Below are 17,625 nucleotides of genomic sequence, written 5' to 3' on the forward strand. Positions count from 1 at the left end.
GGTGTGGTAGACTTCACCTAAAAGGTGCTCCTCTCTTTGGGTGTAGTGTTCTCGACAAACACCATTCTACCAAAGATTTGGGCACTTTTTTATGTTTTCAATGAACGGTACTTTCGAAATTTAGGTTAAATTCTTTGCGTACATATTTTTCGTGATTATGCAGATTTTCATTTGCAATGAATCTCCATATTTGATCCTTAAGAAGCTGTTCTTCATGGGCTCGGTTATCAACCAACCTGTTATGTCCAAGGATTTCCTGATTAACCCTCTCAATTTCTAAATTGATAATTTTTACAAATTCGTCAACAGGAACTAATGCAATTTTCTTACTTGGTTCTTTTTGTTTTTGTTCAATTAATTCGAGATTGATTTCGTTTTTCGATCTTATTATTTCTAACTGTTGATTTATTCTCTCTTTATCGATATATGGTACTTCTTTTTCCATTAGATCCTGGATCGAAGTCTCAAGATTATCATATGATTCCATGTATAGTTTAACACAATTTGCCAATTCCTTCATTTCATTTTCATAGGTTTCATTAAAGTACTCTTCCAATTTATTCAAAAAACCATCCGGCAATGACTGTTGACAAAAAGGGCATTTACCTTCCGACTTATGTATATGATCATATCCTCTTTTTACCCAATCGCTTATAGCCAGTCTAGAAATGAGAGCGGCGATATCGACCTCCTGCTTACCAACAATTTGTTTTTGGAATATTCGACTTGAACAAGCAACGTTTAGTTCGTCATTCTTTATTGATTGCAACGTTTGAATTTTCACTAAACTTCCATTAAATAATTTATTTGAACGAGCACGTAAATCCTCTAAATCACATAACTTATTTTCAAGTGAATGCGACTGTTTACATTTATTCATAAAGTTCATTTTATTATTTCGAACACCTGAAAAAGCTTGCAAAAACTCGTTATCATATTTTCTTTTCAATTCCCAGCAATCTTCTATAAATTCATTTTCATTCGCGTTATATTCCTCTTCTTTATTGGACAAGTTAGTGCGCAATCTACGAATCTCTTCGTCTAATTTATCAACAAGCCTCTTCTTTTCAGCAATTTCATTTTTTATTTCAGTTGACTCCTTACCTAATGTGAATATACCCTTAATGTGCGAATCCTGATGGAAGTTTTCCTCAACGAATTTCTGGTTATATACCAATGTTTTTAATGGTTGTGATGCCCAATCAATATTACAATCCGGGAAGTTCTCAATATTTTTCATAGCATTTGATAATGATGTTTTCCCACTTCCATTGGAACCGTAGAAAAAATTAATTTTCTTTAATCCACTAAAGACAACACCTGTACTATCATAAGTTGCTATCTTCTTAATGGAAATTTCTTTAATCATTACTTCTTCACCCCGAAAATGTTAATTTAAAAAAGACGTAACTAAAATAGATGTCCATTTTAGTTACGCCCAGATGCAAGTAATTAAATTAGTAGTAGTATCTACAATCCGAAAATACTAAGCCCCAACAACCTCAGCGTTCTTATTAATCGTATCAATAATACCGATAATTGCTCGTGCATCGTCCAGATTATTACTAAACAGTTCCGTGATACTGCCGACCGAGCGGAATGGCTCCTCTTGGAGTACGGATTTTTCAAGAATACCGTTTTTCACTACATAATCGATAATCAGCTTCACAAACCGTAGTTGATGGACATTCAGACGGTTTTCCTGCAGGAATACCGTGAATGCTTCATTCGCGGCTTCCTGGTCGAGCCCTACGACCGTCCGTACAAGCTTCGTTACCGGTAAGTCTTTATATTCCCGCTCATAATCTTCTTTGGTTCCGAGTTCTGCCCATAGAATATGTTCAAGCGTCTCCAGATCTTGTTTCGTGATCGGTTTGTTGTTGCGCAATTTATAGATAGCGATTTGATCCTTGTTCGTTTGTAAATACTGGTTGACCTTTTTACGGTAATTTTGCAGGTCATTGGTGTTATAGAAGCCTCTACTTTCCTCTACAGCAAGCCATTCATCTTTGAAGTTCGTATAATAGATTTGTTGTGTTTCCCGTTCCAGGAATTTAATGAGATCCCGTAAAGCAACACGAACTTTCTCCATTTCGAAGATGTCCGCTTCTTCCCAGAACTCTGTCGTCAAGACCTTCTCTATGACATGTCGCTGTGCGACGACTTGAGGAATCGTACCCAACTTGGAGAGTTTTTCTGCCGTCTCCATGACTTTGCGAAGCGGCTTCACCGATTGTGTTCCCTGAAGCTTAGCCAATTCGATGATCAGCATCATATAGTCAAACCGCTTTGCTAATTCGTCATGGTCTAAAGAAACGACAAGAGGAGCAATATACTCCTTCAAATCCCCCATATCAGTATCGGTTAAGGAGCGCCATGCAGCGTCATTTTTATACTTATGGACATACTGGATATGCTGTCTGATGCGAAAATGCTCCTCATTTAGCGCACTCACGCTATCCTTCAACAATTTCACCAATTCCGTGCGATGTTCTATATATTCGGGTTCCTGATAACGCAGTTGTTGAAGTTCACGTACAATCTGAGTACGAACATTGAACAATTTTTCCGATAAGGTCTCGGCAATATCGGTATCCTTCCCTTTCGGATTGGCCCGGAAATACTCAAAGTTACGGCAGAAATCAAAGATCAGGAATTCCTGCTTGTCCTCACCAATACCATGTAGATCTTTACACAACCGTGTCCCTCGGCCCACCATCTGCCAAAACTTCGACTTCGAGCGAACTTTCTTGAAGAATACCAGATTGACAACCTCAGGGATGTCTACGCCTGTATCGAGCATATCAACGGAAACAGCAATTTGAGGAAGCTTGTTCCAAATGGAAAAATCATCAATCAGAGATTGATAATAATTCGTTTTGATATCAATGACCCGTGCAAAATGCCCCTTTAATTCAGGATACAGGCTATCGAACCGCTCTACAATTGCAACTGCATGCCGATGGTTTTTGGCAAATATGATGGTCTTGCCCAGCTTGTCTCCGCCTTCTACCTTCAAGCCCCGCTCCATAACAAACTGCAGCACACGGTCTATCGTATCCTGGTTAAACAACCATTCGTTAATCGCTGCACTATCAATATCCCGCGGCTCCTCTTCTTCATCCTCCAGCAACACTTCTTCGTATTGCTCTTTTTCCTCTTCGGACAGATCATCGTAGCGGATGCCGTCGTCCATGATCTTGGTTGTTGTTTCCACGGTACGGTAATCCACCAAATATCCTTCCTTGACTGCTTGCTCTAGTTCATAGGCAAAGGTTGGAACACCATTTTCCAGACGGAACACGTCATATGTGTTTTTGTCGACTTCATCTTTGGGAGTTGCCGTCAAGCCCAGCAGGATAGCATCAAAATAATCGAATATGGCCTTATATTTCTTATAGACGCTTCGATGCGATTCATCAAGGATGATCAAGTCAAAATGACCAACCGTAAACAGCTTTTTGCCGTCCTTCCGCTTGACCTCGTCGATGGCATTCATCATCGTCGGGTAAGTGGAAAAAACAATTCTTGCCGTCTCCGGATTGTCCTTGCTGTCAAGCAGGTTGCACAGTGTCATGTCGGGCAAATACTGGCTGAAGCTGTTTTTGGCTTGGCGAACAAGCGTTGTACGATCCGCAAGAAACAGCACATTCTTAACCCAATTATATCGGCTCAGCACATCAACAATGGCGCTCGCAGTGCGTGTTTTACCGCTTCCGGTCGCCATGACAAGCAAAGCGGTCCGCTGTCCTTTATTTAATGCATCACAAACCGAAAGGACTGCTTCATGCTGATAAGGGCGATTTACAATGGAGTTGTTGATTTGTACTTCCTGCAACGGTTTACGGATCGAGCGCCGGTTGACGAGCAACTGCAGCTCATCCTGACTGGCGAAACCAGATACTTGCCGACTGGCATAGTGAAGATCATCCCAGAAATTTATTACAAATCCATTGGTATAATAAATCAACGGACGCTGTCCATACCGCTGCTCCAAACAATCCGCATAGAGCTTCGCTTGCTGCTTGCCCACATTGGGATCTGCGCTGGTCCGTTTCGCTTCCACGACGGCAAGCGGCTTCCCGTTCTCACCCAATAACACGTAATCGACATAACCGATCCCTTGGCCGTTTGGCATGCCTTGTACTTCAAACTCTTCCAGTACATTTTTCTGGAATGTCCATCCGGCCAGCTTAAGCTCGAGATCGATGTAACGTTTGCGAGTCTCGAACTCGCTGATTTTATCCGGAACAAAGTTGTACTCCTGCGTGTTCTGCGCCTTGCGCTCGGTCAGCAGCTTCCGAAGCTCTTCATTTTCTTTGATCAGATCTTCCAGCTTACGGTCTTTTGAACCTAAACGGTCGTATAAATCCTGCAGCTCCTGAGGCCTAACTTTTTCTTGTTGTTTGTTCTCTTCCAATAAGAGTTGTTCGTCAAAACTTCTGGCCGTATACTCGACCGAATAACAATAATCGATCCAGCTGATGAAGTTAAACAGGTTGCGAAGAGACAGAATCGCCTCGCCACGGCTGATCGTTGCATTGGAATGCACGGCGACATTTCCTAGCTTCGTAATATATTTCAACTGTGGTAGCATGGACTGATCGATTACGCGGAGAAAAGTTACATCGTGAATCAAGCTTGACAGATTGTCTTGATAAGGGACCTTCAAGTCGCTATCGTAGGTAAACAGCCATTTGACAGCAAGCTCCAGAGCCCTACGGCTGAGAATAGCGCTGGTCGCAGGACTGACGACCAACGCCTTTTCCGCCTCCATACATGCGCCGGCAAAGCTGGCATAAGTTTTATTTGCACTGAGAAATCCAAAATTCGATAGATGGATATCGCTCATCTAAACCGCTACACCGTCCTTCACTGTCAATTCGCCTTTAAAAGCTTTTTGAAGCAGGGCTTGGAAGTTGGATTCTAGTTGTTGGAGTTGAAGTTTCATTTTGTTCTTCGTATTTCTAATCTGAATATTCATTGAGGCAAATTGATCTTGCAACTGTTTTGCTGGAAGGTAAAAATCAATTCCTAAATATTTTTCTTGGGATATATTTAACATTGAGCCACTTGTGCCAGATGACAACCGTGAAACTTCATCCCTAATCTTTTTTGCCTGAATCACAAACAAAAAATAATATGGGTTAACAATTCGTTGGTCTAAAGTAAGCTTCCAAAGTCGATCAGGTATAAATAAGTCGTTATAGTCTTTTTCAATTATTGCAGAAGCCCCTACCAGTTCTCTCGTATTCATTCTGCTTACCAAAATGCTGTTCTTTGTTGGAAATACCAATTTGTTTAATTTTATATCTTTTTCTGAGGGTACTTTATAAGCCGTATCAATAAACTCTCCTGAAGTAACAGCCGATGTGGTTAGTACCCCTAGTTCGCTCCCTTGTTTCTGTCTAGTTTCTCCTCCAGTACTAAGTCCTGCTTGCAAACTAATAATTACATCTTTTATCTTACAATTTGTATCTGAAAATTGACCAAACATATCTAAAAACACAGCTTGGACTAATTCATCAAGTTTAGCTATTGCTTGTTTGCGCTGTTCAATCAGATATTGGGCTTTATCTAATATTTTTACAATATGTTCTTGTTCCCCGAGCATAGGAATAGAAATAGTGCTGTTTCTTAAGTAATTATCTAACTTCAGATTAATAATACCTGTAGTCTGATTCTGAAATTTCAAAACTGCTTTACATTTATAAAGATAAAATAAAAAATAGAAAAGAAATTTTGGATTTACAAGTTTGGTATTTGGACGCAACACCGATGTGAAGTTGTTACAAAGATAAGCAGTAGTATCGTCACGAAGATCGTAAAAAACAACTCTGCCAACAGGTTGATCAATACTTCCGCCTGATTTCTCAATAATAATATCACCATAATTTAACTTTTTAGCGTCTACTTTTTTTTCATCGATATTTCGTTTAACAACTTCCTTGCTAAAATCTATCTTTCCATTATTTGAGAAATTTGTTGTCCGCAGAACAAAGACATCTTGCTCACCATTAGGTTCATTACCCCATTCACCACTTATTACACTTTCCAGAAGATCGATTATCAGATATTCCTTCACCCCAACAACTCCTCCAGTTCCTCAAGACCTTCAACTATTTCCTTCTCGAGTTGCTTGATCGAAGCGAGTATGACCTTCGGGTCCTCGTACTGAATTTCCTCATACTCTGTTTCCTTATAGCGATTAATGCTGAGGTCATAGGCATTGTTCCGAATCTCATCAACCGGAACCAGAAAAGACTTCTCAGTGCGTTTACGCTCTTTCTCTGCATCCCAATTACCAAAACGACCAACAATATCGGGGATATCATTCGCCTCAATCGGATTCCGCTTATCATCTAGCGAGTAACCATCCGCCTTCATGTCATAGAACCAAACGTGATCCGTTCCGCCTGCACCTGTCTTGGTGAAGATTATAATGGCTGTCGATACCCCAGCATACGGCTTGAATACTCCGCTTGGCATCGAAATAATCGCTTCCAGCTTGTGATTCTCAACGATTTCCTTACGAATGTCTTTATGGGCTTTGCTGTTACCGAATAGAACACCATCTGGTACGATGGAGGCGCAGCGCCCGCCCACCTTGAGCATCCGCAGGAACAGGGCAAGGAACAATAGCTCCGTTTTCTTCGTGCGAGTCACACGCAGCAGATCTGCTGCTACTGAATCTGCATCAAGCGATCCTTTAAACGGCGGATTGGCTAGGATTAACGTATATTTGTCTTTGTCTGTATTGATTTCATTCAAGGAATCGCGATATTCGATATTCGGGTTATCCACTCCATGAAGCAGCATATTCATGGCCCCGATGCGTAACATCGTACGGTCCATATCGAAACCGTAGAACATATGATTGTTGAAGTGCTCCTTCAAGCCCTGAACCAGGAATAGATCTGCATGATGTTTCCGCAAATATTCACCTGCGGCAACTAGAAAACCCGCCGAACCTGCAGCCGGGTCACATATGATATCTTCAGGCGTCGGTTTCATCAAAGCGACCATCATTTCGATAATGTGTCTCGGAGTACGGAACTGCCCGTTCGTTCCAGCCGTAGCTACTTTGGATAGCAGATATTCATACAAATCCCCGTTGGTATCCCTATCCTTCATGTCAATCGTATCGATGCCTTCGACAATGCGTACAAGCATATTCGGAGTCGGGATCATAAAGATGGCATCACCCATGTATTTGGCATAGGCTGAATCCTTATCTCCATGAAGTGTCTTGATGAAAGGAAATACTTCGTTCGAGACAACATCATACATCCGCTGAGGATCAAACGATTTAAATTGACTCCAGCGCAAGTGCTGCTTGTCACTTGGAAATAATCCGGTAAAAGGCAACGACAGCAGCAAGGATTCATTCTCTTTGCGCGTTTCCGCTTCGTCCAGCCCTTTAATGAACAATAAATATGTAAATTGTTCGATCACACTTAATGGATTGGTGATTCCGCCGGTCCAAAATGTCTCCCAAATCCGGTCTACTTTTTGCCTTAACTCACCTGTAATCATAACGATCCCCTCTGCATGTAGATTCTTGTCTAATTATACTACGGACTGTCCTAATATGACATGTTTCCGCAAACTAACAAAATACAATCCAGCTTCATTCATCCGATAACCGAACGTCTCAGACCAGGCCTTAGCATAAGCCTGCACTTGCGGCGCATAAAACCGAACAAACTGCTCCAATTTGCTCTCATCCAATTGATCCGTTTTGAAGTCAACGATCACCCAGCCATCTTCCTCTTCGAAAGCGAAATCTATTACACCCTTCACCAAGATATGGCCACCGTTATCAGTCTGATATTTCAATGCCGCGGCAGCTGTTTCCGACATCGTTTGCTCGGTTGCGGGATAAGACATTGTCTCCCCATTGCTCTGAACCATCATAATCGGGATTTCAAACAATCGCTGCTTCGCTTGAATACTGCGCTGCCAGAGTTCGCTTTCGAGTACTTCCCGGAGTGTTGACAGAGCATCCCCCGCGTCCTTCTCTGATACTCCTTCGGTCTGGCAGAGGTATTGAACGTATACAGGCAATTCGCTCATCGGAAGACCTTTTCCAACTGCTTCAAGTCCCTTGTGGATCACACTGCCGAAGGATTGGCCTCTTCCCGTGGCTGACCATTCCGGTGTGTCGCCAACGCTCTTCGTCAGCCCAGTAACAGTTGCTTCGGCATAAGTCGGTCGGCGAAGCTGCTGAAATACTTGATCTCTCAGATCCAAGTAAGCACCTAGATCAATGGATGAGGCTTCGGACCCGGATAAACCAGATGAAGTTGTCCCAATTACAATATCTCCGTCAAGTTCCCGATCATACTCATCTGTTTGAACATCCGATTCCGGAACATCCAACTCCCGGATTAGCTCCATCCCATCCATGAGTGAACTCCACGGGCACTTCGCCGGCTGCTCGGGGTAGAGACTGACAACTAGCATTTGCTTGGCCCGCGTCGCCGCGACGTAAAGAAGCCGATCCCGCTCCGCATGCATGAATGCTCGTTCCCGCACGCTCATCGCTTCCCAGCCGACCGGCTGGGCAATCGTTTCTTTCTGAAACCCTTTCGATTGCTGGATCAAGAAATAGCCCTGAGCCTCGGACTCCGAGCGATCAACAAACTGGTCAGCGTCATGATCCTTCTCCCCGCAAGGACAAGCGAGAAACACGATAGGCGCTTCAAGCCCTTTTGCCTTATGCACGTTCATGATCCGTACCGCTTGCCCTTTGCCTGTGTAGAGACTGGCGGTTTCCATACCTTGGCTCTCCCGAATGGCCGAAATCGCATGCGCCAGTTCATGCCAATCCGATGCGAGCATGGCGTCACGCTGCAATCGCTCCAACATCTTAAGCAGTGTTCCCGACCGATTTGCCCCTGCTTCTAGCACCGTGGAATAAAGCAAGAGACCGGTATCCTCCATAATACGGTACAAAGCTGTCCATGCAGGCAATTCTTTCACCCAGCTGGCATATTCCCGCAATTTACGGCATACAGCAACAACTCGACTTTCCTGTTCTTTTGACTCCTCTGGCAGCCGATAGATGGACCATGCATTCCCTTGAGCACGATACTCCATCAGCTCCTTGTCGCTAATGCCGAATAGAGGTCCGCGCAATACGCTCAGCATCGCCACTTGATCGGACGGATCGGCCAGGTAGAGGGCCAATTGTCCCAGCGTATGAAGCTCGGGGTATAGAGCGGAGCTTCCTACAGTTTCCGCAGCAACGCCCCGCTTCTCCAATTCTTCTGCGTAGAGATGCAAATAATGCCTTGTCCTTGTCAATATAAGAAAATCATTGGGCCGTGCCTCTCTGAACACCCAGGATGCGCCATCCCGCTCCTGAATAAGCAAATTTCCGTCGCGGCAAGCCCACGCGATGTATGCGGCAATACGCTGTGCGTCAACCGCCGCTACTTCATCCTTGCCTCCGGGAATTTTCGGGTAAGTGAGTGCATAAACCCCGTGACCCGCGCGCTTATTCCCCTTTGGATTCGGTATATTCGTTTCCATCCGGACATACGCCGCTTGAACATCGGTTTCCCGGACGGGAAGCTTGCCGACAAATTGCCCGTTCACAAAAGCGCCGATCGCATCGACGGACCGGAAATTGCTGGTCAAGTGAAGCACATCTCCACATGCTTGAATCCGCGATTTCACCTCGTTATAGATGGAAATATCCGCGCGGCGGAAACGATAGATGGACTGTTTCGGGTCTCCCACGACGAACAAGGAGCCGGGCTTTGGCGTAAGCTTCCGCCAATTCCGTTCATTCAGGTCATCGTCAGCTCCGGTTAAGAGAAACATCATTTCCGCTTGGACCGGATCGGTGTCCTGAAACTCGTCGACCAAAAGCCGTTGATATCGGCCGGCGAAAAACGCTCGAACCTCCGGGTAATCACGCAGAAGACGGCAGGCATACATCAGCAGATCCTGAAAGTTCAGCTTCCCTGCCTGCAATCGCCGTTCTCTGCAATACTCCAATGCAGGCAGGACAAATTGAATGACATTGGGATACAGATATTCCCGCCACGATTGAAGAAAGGGGTACAGGACCGTGATCTGCCAATCGTGAAATCGTTCGGAGATGGCTTTGGCTTGCTTCTTATCCGTCCATTTGTACTGCTTCACATCCAGTTTGAAGTCAAACATCTTCGCAAGCGTTAGCATCAACATATCGTCCTGCTCATCCGACAACCGCAGCATACGATTAGCAGTACGCAGTTTTGCCTGAAGATTATCCCACCCTTTTTCCGGTTCAGCTGTCGGTAGAAACCTGTTGGCTTCTTCAATCATGGGAAGCAAGGAGAGTCGGATGAGGTTGAAATCAGGACGATGAACCGGTTCGCAAGGGATTTGGAGATCCGTAAAAATAGATACCCGATCATAGACATTCTTCAGGATGCTGACGTCGATTCCCACCTCGGTAAAGGAGGCAAGTGCTTCACTATCTTCCTCCTGCAGCTGAATCAGATATTCATCCCAGCATTGATCGTGGAACGCACGATTCATTTCATCATCCATTTCTTCGAAAGAAGGGTCCAATCCGGCCTCAATCGGTCGCTCGCGAAGCATGGAGGAACAGAACGCATGGATCGTTCCAATAAAGATTTGGTCTAGATTGGCCAAAGCTTCTTCCATTCGTTCTCTAGTTTCGCCTTCAATATCAGCCGTTTTCCGCTCTAAAGCAATGCGGAAACGCTCCTTCATCTCATCCGCCGCTTTATTCGTAAAGGTGATCGCCGCAATATGCTCCATCTTCGCCGTTCCGGACTCGATGAGTGCCAGCAATCTGCCGACCAAGCTGGTTGTCTTTCCCGAGCCTGCACCGGCTTCTACCAGAAAGGTCGTGTTCATCTCCTCCAATATCCTCTTTCTAGCTTGTTGATCGGATGGTTCATTCAATGTTCTCCACCTCCAGCAGCGTGTGCAACAGTTCCGAATTTGCTTCATCCTTTCGCTTATGGGCCATCATCTCTGCGTGCTCTCCGCATACAGCCGCATAGTCGCAATATCGGCAGACCGCAGGATTTGAAGCGGGAATAAACAATCCCTGTTCCATCGACAAAAGGATTCCCCGGATCACCGCGGTGACTCGATTCCGTTCGGTTTGCGGGCGTGCAATCACTTGCCCGTGCCCCCGTTCGCTTGGAAAGACGTAAGACGCTTCAAGCACTTTTGCATCAGAATCCACACCCGTTTGCCGCATCCATAGCTCCGTCCCCATTGCGTAAAGCGCGTGTTGCAGCTGCGTACCGCCTGCGAACATGCCATTTTCCTTGTAAGGCCGAGGACTGCCGGTCTTATAGTCGATAATCCGATATTGATGCGGCGCAACTTGATCGATCCGGTCGACGATCCCGCGCAGCGTAATCGCCATGTCCTCGCCAAGCTCAAGGTGCAACGGCTGGCCGTCCACGATGAGCTCTTGTTCGAAAAACCGGGGAGCCGTCTTAGCCTGCAATTCCATGCGATAGAACACGTCCACATCCCGGAGCATCGCTTGCCGTTCCCTCTCAAACACATGAGGGCTCGGTGCCGGAATCCGCTCGGCATACAAGAGAATCGTCTCCTCCGCAATACGAAGCAAACGGGCATGATCGTGTGTAATAGGCATGACTTTACTTGCGTTGACTTCCGTCATATAACGACGATAAACCTCGTGCAGCAGCGAGCCTCTTTCATTCGGCTTCAGCCAGGAGGTACGGTCAAAAGTCACCTGATCTTTCACGCGAATCCTGAGCACATATTGGAAAAAGTACCGCATCGGACATTCCGCGTACTTCTCCAATTGACTTGCGCTAAGCGTCCGTTCGTCCCGGTCTTTCCAATAATCAGTCCATTCATCCCCCGCTATATATCCGTCATGCTCCGTCACTTGCGAGCTGCCACGCGCCTCGAGTGCAAGTCTGCCTTGACGAAGCGACGGATAGACCGATTCGATGAAGGATTGCCGGTCCCTCATAAGGTTTACATTCGCATGGATTTGTCGGAAGACATAATGAGAGCCGTCCAATGGCAGTCCATTTAGCTCAGTAGAGGATGGCTGCTCTACATCCAAATACCCGACAGGTTCGCCTAAGCTTCGGTGCAACATCTCATAGTCCGCATTCGTTTCTCCGGATACTTTTCGGAATACCTGTAGAAGTTGAAAAGCCGGGCTTGCTGTCGCTCCTTCTGCCAAGTCATACGACGAGAAGCTAAATGTGATATTGCCGCTTATCATCCCAAGCCGACCATCACGAAGGCGTTGCCGATCTCTTTGTCTCTGCACGGCTGTATGAAGCCCGGCACCGATCCGTCTGCACTCTTCATCGAGAAGCATGGGATTTTGCCTGATATTCCCGGACCACGACTGTTCATCCATCCCGAGAAGAAACGTATGTTTTCTCCCGCTGATCCCCCCGTTCGACAAACTCGATATGTACAGGAATCCGGGCTTGGGTAACCGTTGCACCCCGACTCGAAGTTCCTGCAGCATGTCTCGGGCATACAAGAACATTTGCTGAAACGGCATCGAGTCCGGAACAGGACATTCCTGCAGTTCTTTAGCGATACCTTTCATTTCTTGCAGGACGATCGCATCCTCTTCCGTTCCGCATACACCAAATCTATCCAAGATGTTAACGAGCCATCCCCAGATTCCCTTAGGAGAGGAGAGCGCCGCTTCGTCTGGAAACAATTCTCCCAGGAGGTTTGTCAGATGCTTCTTGATGTCGTCATCCCGCTGTTGTTGTTCCGTCCGCTCCCGTTCTTCGGGTCTTTCATCTGCATCCCCTTGGAACCGAACATGCCCCGACCCCAGCAACTTGATATACCGTTCTTTCCCCCAGCCGATTCCGCTTTTCTCCAGGGCTCGAATACAATCCGCATTCGTTATTCCTTGGTCACGATCGGAGAACGTGATCAATTGCTGCTGCAGCATCAATACGAGCTGCCGCACCTGATAACCGGACTCCAACCAGTTCAGCAGAAAATGTGCGGCTCTTCCCATTCCGGATGTAATCACAGGCAGCCCGTCTGCATAGGAACAGGGAATACCGAAAGAAGCACACATGGTCGAAATAACCAACGCATATTCTTCATCCGGTACGATCATCTCCACTTCATCCAATGGCATCCGGCCCTGAATAATGCGTCTCAATGCTTCGCGAACCTCCGCCAGCCTTCCGGTCGCATGATAGAACTGAACCTTTCCGAACGGCATTGTGGATTGGACGTCAGTGAAGGAAGAAACCGCTATAATCCTCGTCATCCGTCCGTTTGACAACCGCTCCAGCATTCGAGCGGAAACCGGTGAAAGCGGCATAGGGTCTGGCAGAATAAGCTCCACGTTTTCCGGCAATTGGGTTGGTATATGCGACAAAAGGCCGGGGAAATCGATCCAGCTCCGCTGATTCAGAAAGCGCTCATACGCTGACAACACCTTTCTGACATAGCTGCCTTTTTGCTGGCTCATAAAGTGGTCGTCTCGAAGCTCCCCCGCACTCACTCCGGCACGGCGCAGATCCATAATGGCTTGGTGAACATGCATGGCAATACCAGGCTTTACTTGATCCACCGCGATGTAGGAATCCGGCTTGGAAGCCATTTGTTCCATGACATGATGGATAATCCAAAAGGACCGCTGTTCCCCGATTAAAGTCAGCCCTTGTTGATACAGGGAGAACTGAACCTGACTTCTTACAAAGGATTGAACCGTTTGGACCTCCACATTCATAACCGGCCCTAATTCCCGGCATATTCGCATCAACCAGGACTGTCCTTCGATGTAGGAAGGAGCAATAACAATTTTGCGGCGAAATGGCTCTCTACGGATTGCATCATATAAACGTTCTAGAAACGTGCCTACTATTTTCAAAAGGGATACCTTCCTTTCGTCTATCTTTCAACAACAGCAACTTACTGCCCATACAACTGTCCCCAACGCTGTAGCTGTTCCTTAAACTTTTCCCGGACAGATGCAGGCTCTAAAATCTCCGCTGAAGGTCCGTACTGAACCACCCAATTCATAAACTCCCGCTCGTGGTTGACGGTGACCTCGAATAATAAGCTGCCGTCCGGCAGATCGGTCATCTTCGATCTCACGAACAATTCTTCTTCCTTCACATAGCGGGCGACATCCGGATGGAATTTAATCTTAAAAGTGATTAAAGAATCCCCGCGTTCAATCGACCAGGTATGCTTCATATACTGAGCAATGTTAAAATCACCCTTGTCGAATCGATTACTTGTCAACTCTACATGGCGGAAACGGCTTATACGAAACGTGCGAATGTCCTGCTTGGAATGACAATAGCCGATCAAGTAAAACCGTTGATCCCGCGGGACCAAATAGTACGGATCAATTTGGCGCTCCGTCAATTCATTCCGGCTCTGGGTATGGTAAACAGCCCTGATCGTCTTACTGGCGATAATCGCTTCCATGATGGACAGCAAGAAGTTGGCACTGTTCTCCCGATAAGCCGGGGTGCCCATTTGGATCATGTCTGCGACATTTTCCAGTGTATCGTACCGCTTCCGGGTTTCTTTCACATGGGTAGCCATCACCTTGTCGTAGGCGGATTCAAAGCCTGGAGGCAATTTGCTGGTGTCCAACACGGAGGGCAGGACAGAGAACACCAACGCTTCCTGCTCCGTGAAATTCAGCGGGTACATGGCGAAATTACCGACAAAACGGTACCCTTTTCCGTAACCCTCGTTTGTAATCGGTGCGATCAAGTCCAAAATCCGCATGTCCCTATAAATCGTACGATCCGTTGTCTCGCATTTGTCCGCCAGCTCCTTGGCCGAAATCCCCGGATTGGATTGAATGGCGAGAAGTATTTTAAAGAGCCGAATCACTTTATCCGTCATGCTATATCTCCTATCGTGGCATATAGAATGTAAATCCTTATCATCATTGGGATTCTACGCTTTACCTGGTTCTTCCTGCCTATAAGGAGAAAACGAAACGTTCTCTGTCGTTTTGATGATGTACACTTCCTCTAGACCCGGCGTAAGTTCAACAATTGCCGTATCCTTAACGACAAATCGCACCATGCCGCAAACATGATGCTCAAACATATCATAAATCCGGCCGGCGCTGCGGCATCCTTTCGGTACGGTATGCGGACTGTTGGCGACATAACCGATTTTGCCCAATGGGATCATATCCACCTTTATCGCTTCATGGTCATGCGGATTATCCGGGTCTTTGATCAAGTGAACGACCTGACCCGGCTTTAGAAATGCTGCTCCGTAGTAATGCTGCGTGCCTGTGACGGCGATATAGATCGGTTGATCCACTGTACTCACTCCCGCATGTCTTTCCTTCATTATGACGGATCGCAACGACCATAGATTGTCAGCGAATATATGTTCTGCGCACAAAAAAAGCACTGCGGCATCTCAACTTGAGATCGCAGTGCTGCATTCATTTTAGAAAATGGGCAAACTGATCCGGCGCATTCCGAATGTCTTGTGCCAACTTCTCGTATTCCGCGGATAATTTGACCGAACGAACTCTTTTGGCGTCTTGATCGCGCGGCTCAATGAATCCTTCTTCTCTCCAATGACTTACCTTTTCCCTTATTGAACGGTCCGACAAACGCAGCAGGTCCCTCATTTCGCTTGTCGTTAGGGTATCTTGTTTAAAGGTTAATTGAGCAAACACCATTCTTTGCTGGGGATCTAACTTGCGAATTAGATCCGGTTCGATTTTCGTCATTTGAGCAGATTTCTCCGTTACGATGGCAGCGGCTTCTTGAAAAACCTCCGCCAAACCATCGATAAAGAATTCCAGCCAAGGCGTCAAATCAGCTTCATTCCGCCCAAAATAATAATTGTGATGGAGACCCAACTGGAGTCGGCGATAATATTCAGCCAAGTTGCGGTCATAGAAATTCTCGAGTACAAATAACCCCTTTAAGCCATATCCGCCGCGTCGTAAAAGATATGTCGTGATCATCCGAGCCGTTCGGCCATTCCCGTCCAAATACGGATGAATCGTTAGGAACTGCCACATGAATATGCCAGCCTTGATAGGAACCGGAACCGAATAGGTTTCCGGCGAGTTCACCCAGGCAACCAAATCCTCCATTAATATCGGGACATCTTTCCATTCCGGCGGCAAATAAAAACCGGAGGCATTGCGGCTGCCTACTTGATTCTGTTCTTCGCGATACTCGCTAACACGCGGTCTTCGTCCGTGCGATATTCGGATAATGGCATGCAGCTTTTTAATAAATTCCTCTGTGACCGGGAGCTGTCTTTTTTCGGCTTCATCCAGGTATTCCAAAGCTTTCATTAAGTTATAAACTTCCTGCTCTTCATTGTCATTGCTGGTTTGGTACAAGACTTTTCGCTTCGTCGCCTCGTCAAGCGTGTTTCCTTCAATTTTCGTTGAAAGAATGACCGTCTTTTCCATCGATTCTTTCTTAAGCATATCCAGAATAGATGCGGGCAATGGAAGCAAATCCACCACAACACTGGCTCGTTGTATATCCATTAGTCTGCGGGCTATGGTGTCCGTTATTGAATATTTGGGTGTAAACATAACATCACCTTCCTCAATAACATTGTACCATTGCCGCTATTTTGCCGCAAAGTATTTTTGTTTCATTGCATTTTCTTCGTATATTTTAATTTCTACAATGACATCCTGTACAACGCTTTATTCTCCAGCCCTCGGACCGGCTGTGTCCACAACTCCTTGTCCGAAGTGGCGCTTAGTGCGTCCTCCGCCATCTGGAGTTTGGCATCCAGTGCGTCAATATAGTGCAATGCTACCGCTTCTGCCGTTTGCGGCTGTACCGGGCTCCCCCATTCTCCGAGGTTATGGTGAGAGAGAATAAGGTGCTGCAATCCGATTACTTGTTCCGAATCAAGCGGAAGTTCCAGCCGCAATGCAGCTTCTGTGATCCAACCAGCTGCCATTGCAATATGACCGATCAACTTTCCCTGAGTGCTATAATCTGTCACGACCCCAAGCTGAGCGATCATCTCCTCTGGCTTTGCAATATCGTGCAGGATAATCCCGGCTTTGATCATGTCTGCATTCAGAAATGGCCGCTGCTTGCATAGGAACTCACCAATTTCCAGCATACGAACGATATGATAAGCCAGTCCGGCAAAGTATGCATGATGGTGCATTTTGGCTGCCGGATAATGAGCCAGTTTCTCACTCACCTTATCGACGCAAAAGCTTATAATATCACGAATGACCGGGTCCGAAATACTCTCGATTACTCTGTATATGACCTCTAATAATTCCGCAGATTCAATTGGAGCCGCCCGAATAAAATCGGTTAGAGACACACCGTCTTCATTGCTTACATTGCGAATCCGGGTGATCTTAACCTGCGGCTTTTCCCGATACAATTGAACGATTCCCTGAACCTTGACAAGCGTCATCGGAGTAAAGTCGTCTTTTTCCGTTTCCTTCACATCCCAATACTTGGCAGGAAGCTGGCCGCTGGCATCACACAGCACCAAATCGAAGTAATCCTTTGCCGGGGATGTGTTGGTCTGCTTCAGCTCCAGCTCTTTCAGCAAATAGAAGCCGACGAATTCATCATTCGTACTCAGATCTTTAATCAATGTCATTCTGTTCACCCCCAA

At 46.1% G+C, this 17,625-nt stretch carries 10 protein-coding genes; all 10 read right to left on the minus strand.

Features of this window, described 5'->3' with window-relative positions:
• Positions 1–97: 97 nt before the first annotated feature.
• The 10 genes from LQ229_RS07260 to LQ229_RS07305 all read right to left on the minus strand — a co-directional run bounded on the left by LQ229_RS07260 (position 98) and on the right by LQ229_RS07305 (position 17,610).
• A complete protein-coding gene (locus tag LQ229_RS07260) occupies positions 98–1,369 on the minus strand; it encodes an AAA family ATPase (RefSeq protein WP_230191317.1) in 1,272 nt (423 codons plus the stop codon).
• A gap of 117 nt (positions 1,370–1,486) precedes the next feature.
• Positions 1,487–4,777 (minus strand): DEAD/DEAH box helicase family protein, encoded by a 3,291-nt coding sequence (locus LQ229_RS07265; RefSeq protein ID WP_230191392.1) that lies wholly within the window; start codon positions 4,775–4,777, stop codon positions 1,487–1,489.
• Positions 4,778–4,852: 75 nt separating this feature from the next.
• Positions 4,853–6,085 carry a restriction endonuclease subunit S gene (locus tag LQ229_RS07270; RefSeq protein WP_230191318.1) on the minus strand — a complete coding sequence of 411 codons (1,233 nt, stop codon included), beginning with the start codon at positions 6,083–6,085 and terminating at the stop codon, positions 4,853–4,855.
• A complete protein-coding gene (locus tag LQ229_RS07275) occupies positions 6,082–7,536 on the minus strand; it encodes a class I SAM-dependent DNA methyltransferase (protein WP_216541189.1) in 1,455 nt (484 codons plus the stop codon). Before LQ229_RS07275 ends, LQ229_RS07270 begins: the two co-directional genes overlap by 4 nt.
• A 33-nt stretch (positions 7,537–7,569) precedes the next feature.
• The gene (locus tag LQ229_RS07280) at positions 7,570–10,929 is read right to left on the minus strand and encodes a UvrD-helicase domain-containing protein (protein ID WP_216541190.1); all 3,360 of its coding nucleotides are present in this window, start codon (positions 10,927–10,929) and stop codon (positions 7,570–7,572) included.
• Positions 10,922–13,744, minus strand: a complete 2,823-nt coding sequence (locus LQ229_RS07285) for a PD-(D/E)XK nuclease family protein (RefSeq protein WP_216541191.1) — start codon at positions 13,742–13,744, stop codon at positions 10,922–10,924. The genes LQ229_RS07280 and LQ229_RS07285 overlap by 8 nt, the downstream gene beginning before the upstream one ends.
• A 182-nt stretch (positions 13,745–13,926) precedes the next feature.
• The gene (locus LQ229_RS07290) at positions 13,927–14,880 is read right to left on the minus strand and encodes a transcriptional regulator (protein WP_216541192.1); all 954 of its coding nucleotides are present in this window, start codon (positions 14,878–14,880) and stop codon (positions 13,927–13,929) included.
• A 54-nt stretch (positions 14,881–14,934) separates the two neighbouring features.
• Entirely contained in the window at positions 14,935–15,312 is a 378-nt protein-coding gene (locus LQ229_RS07295; RefSeq protein ID WP_197186978.1) for an HIRAN domain-containing protein, read from the minus strand.
• Positions 15,313–15,439: 127 nt separating this feature from the next.
• On the minus strand, positions 15,440–16,513 hold the full coding sequence (locus tag LQ229_RS07300) for a Fic family protein (protein ID WP_230191319.1): 1,074 nt from the start codon (positions 16,511–16,513) through the stop codon (positions 15,440–15,442).
• Positions 16,514–16,653: 140 nt separating this feature from the next.
• Entirely contained in the window at positions 16,654–17,610 is a 957-nt protein-coding gene (locus LQ229_RS07305; protein WP_216541194.1) for an HD domain-containing protein, read from the minus strand.
• Between the last annotated feature and the right edge of the window lie 15 nt (positions 17,611–17,625).

It is taken from the genome of Paenibacillus sp. CECT 9249 (assembly GCF_918697855.1).
Classification (GTDB): Bacteria; Bacillota; Bacilli; order Paenibacillales; family Paenibacillaceae; genus MSJ-34.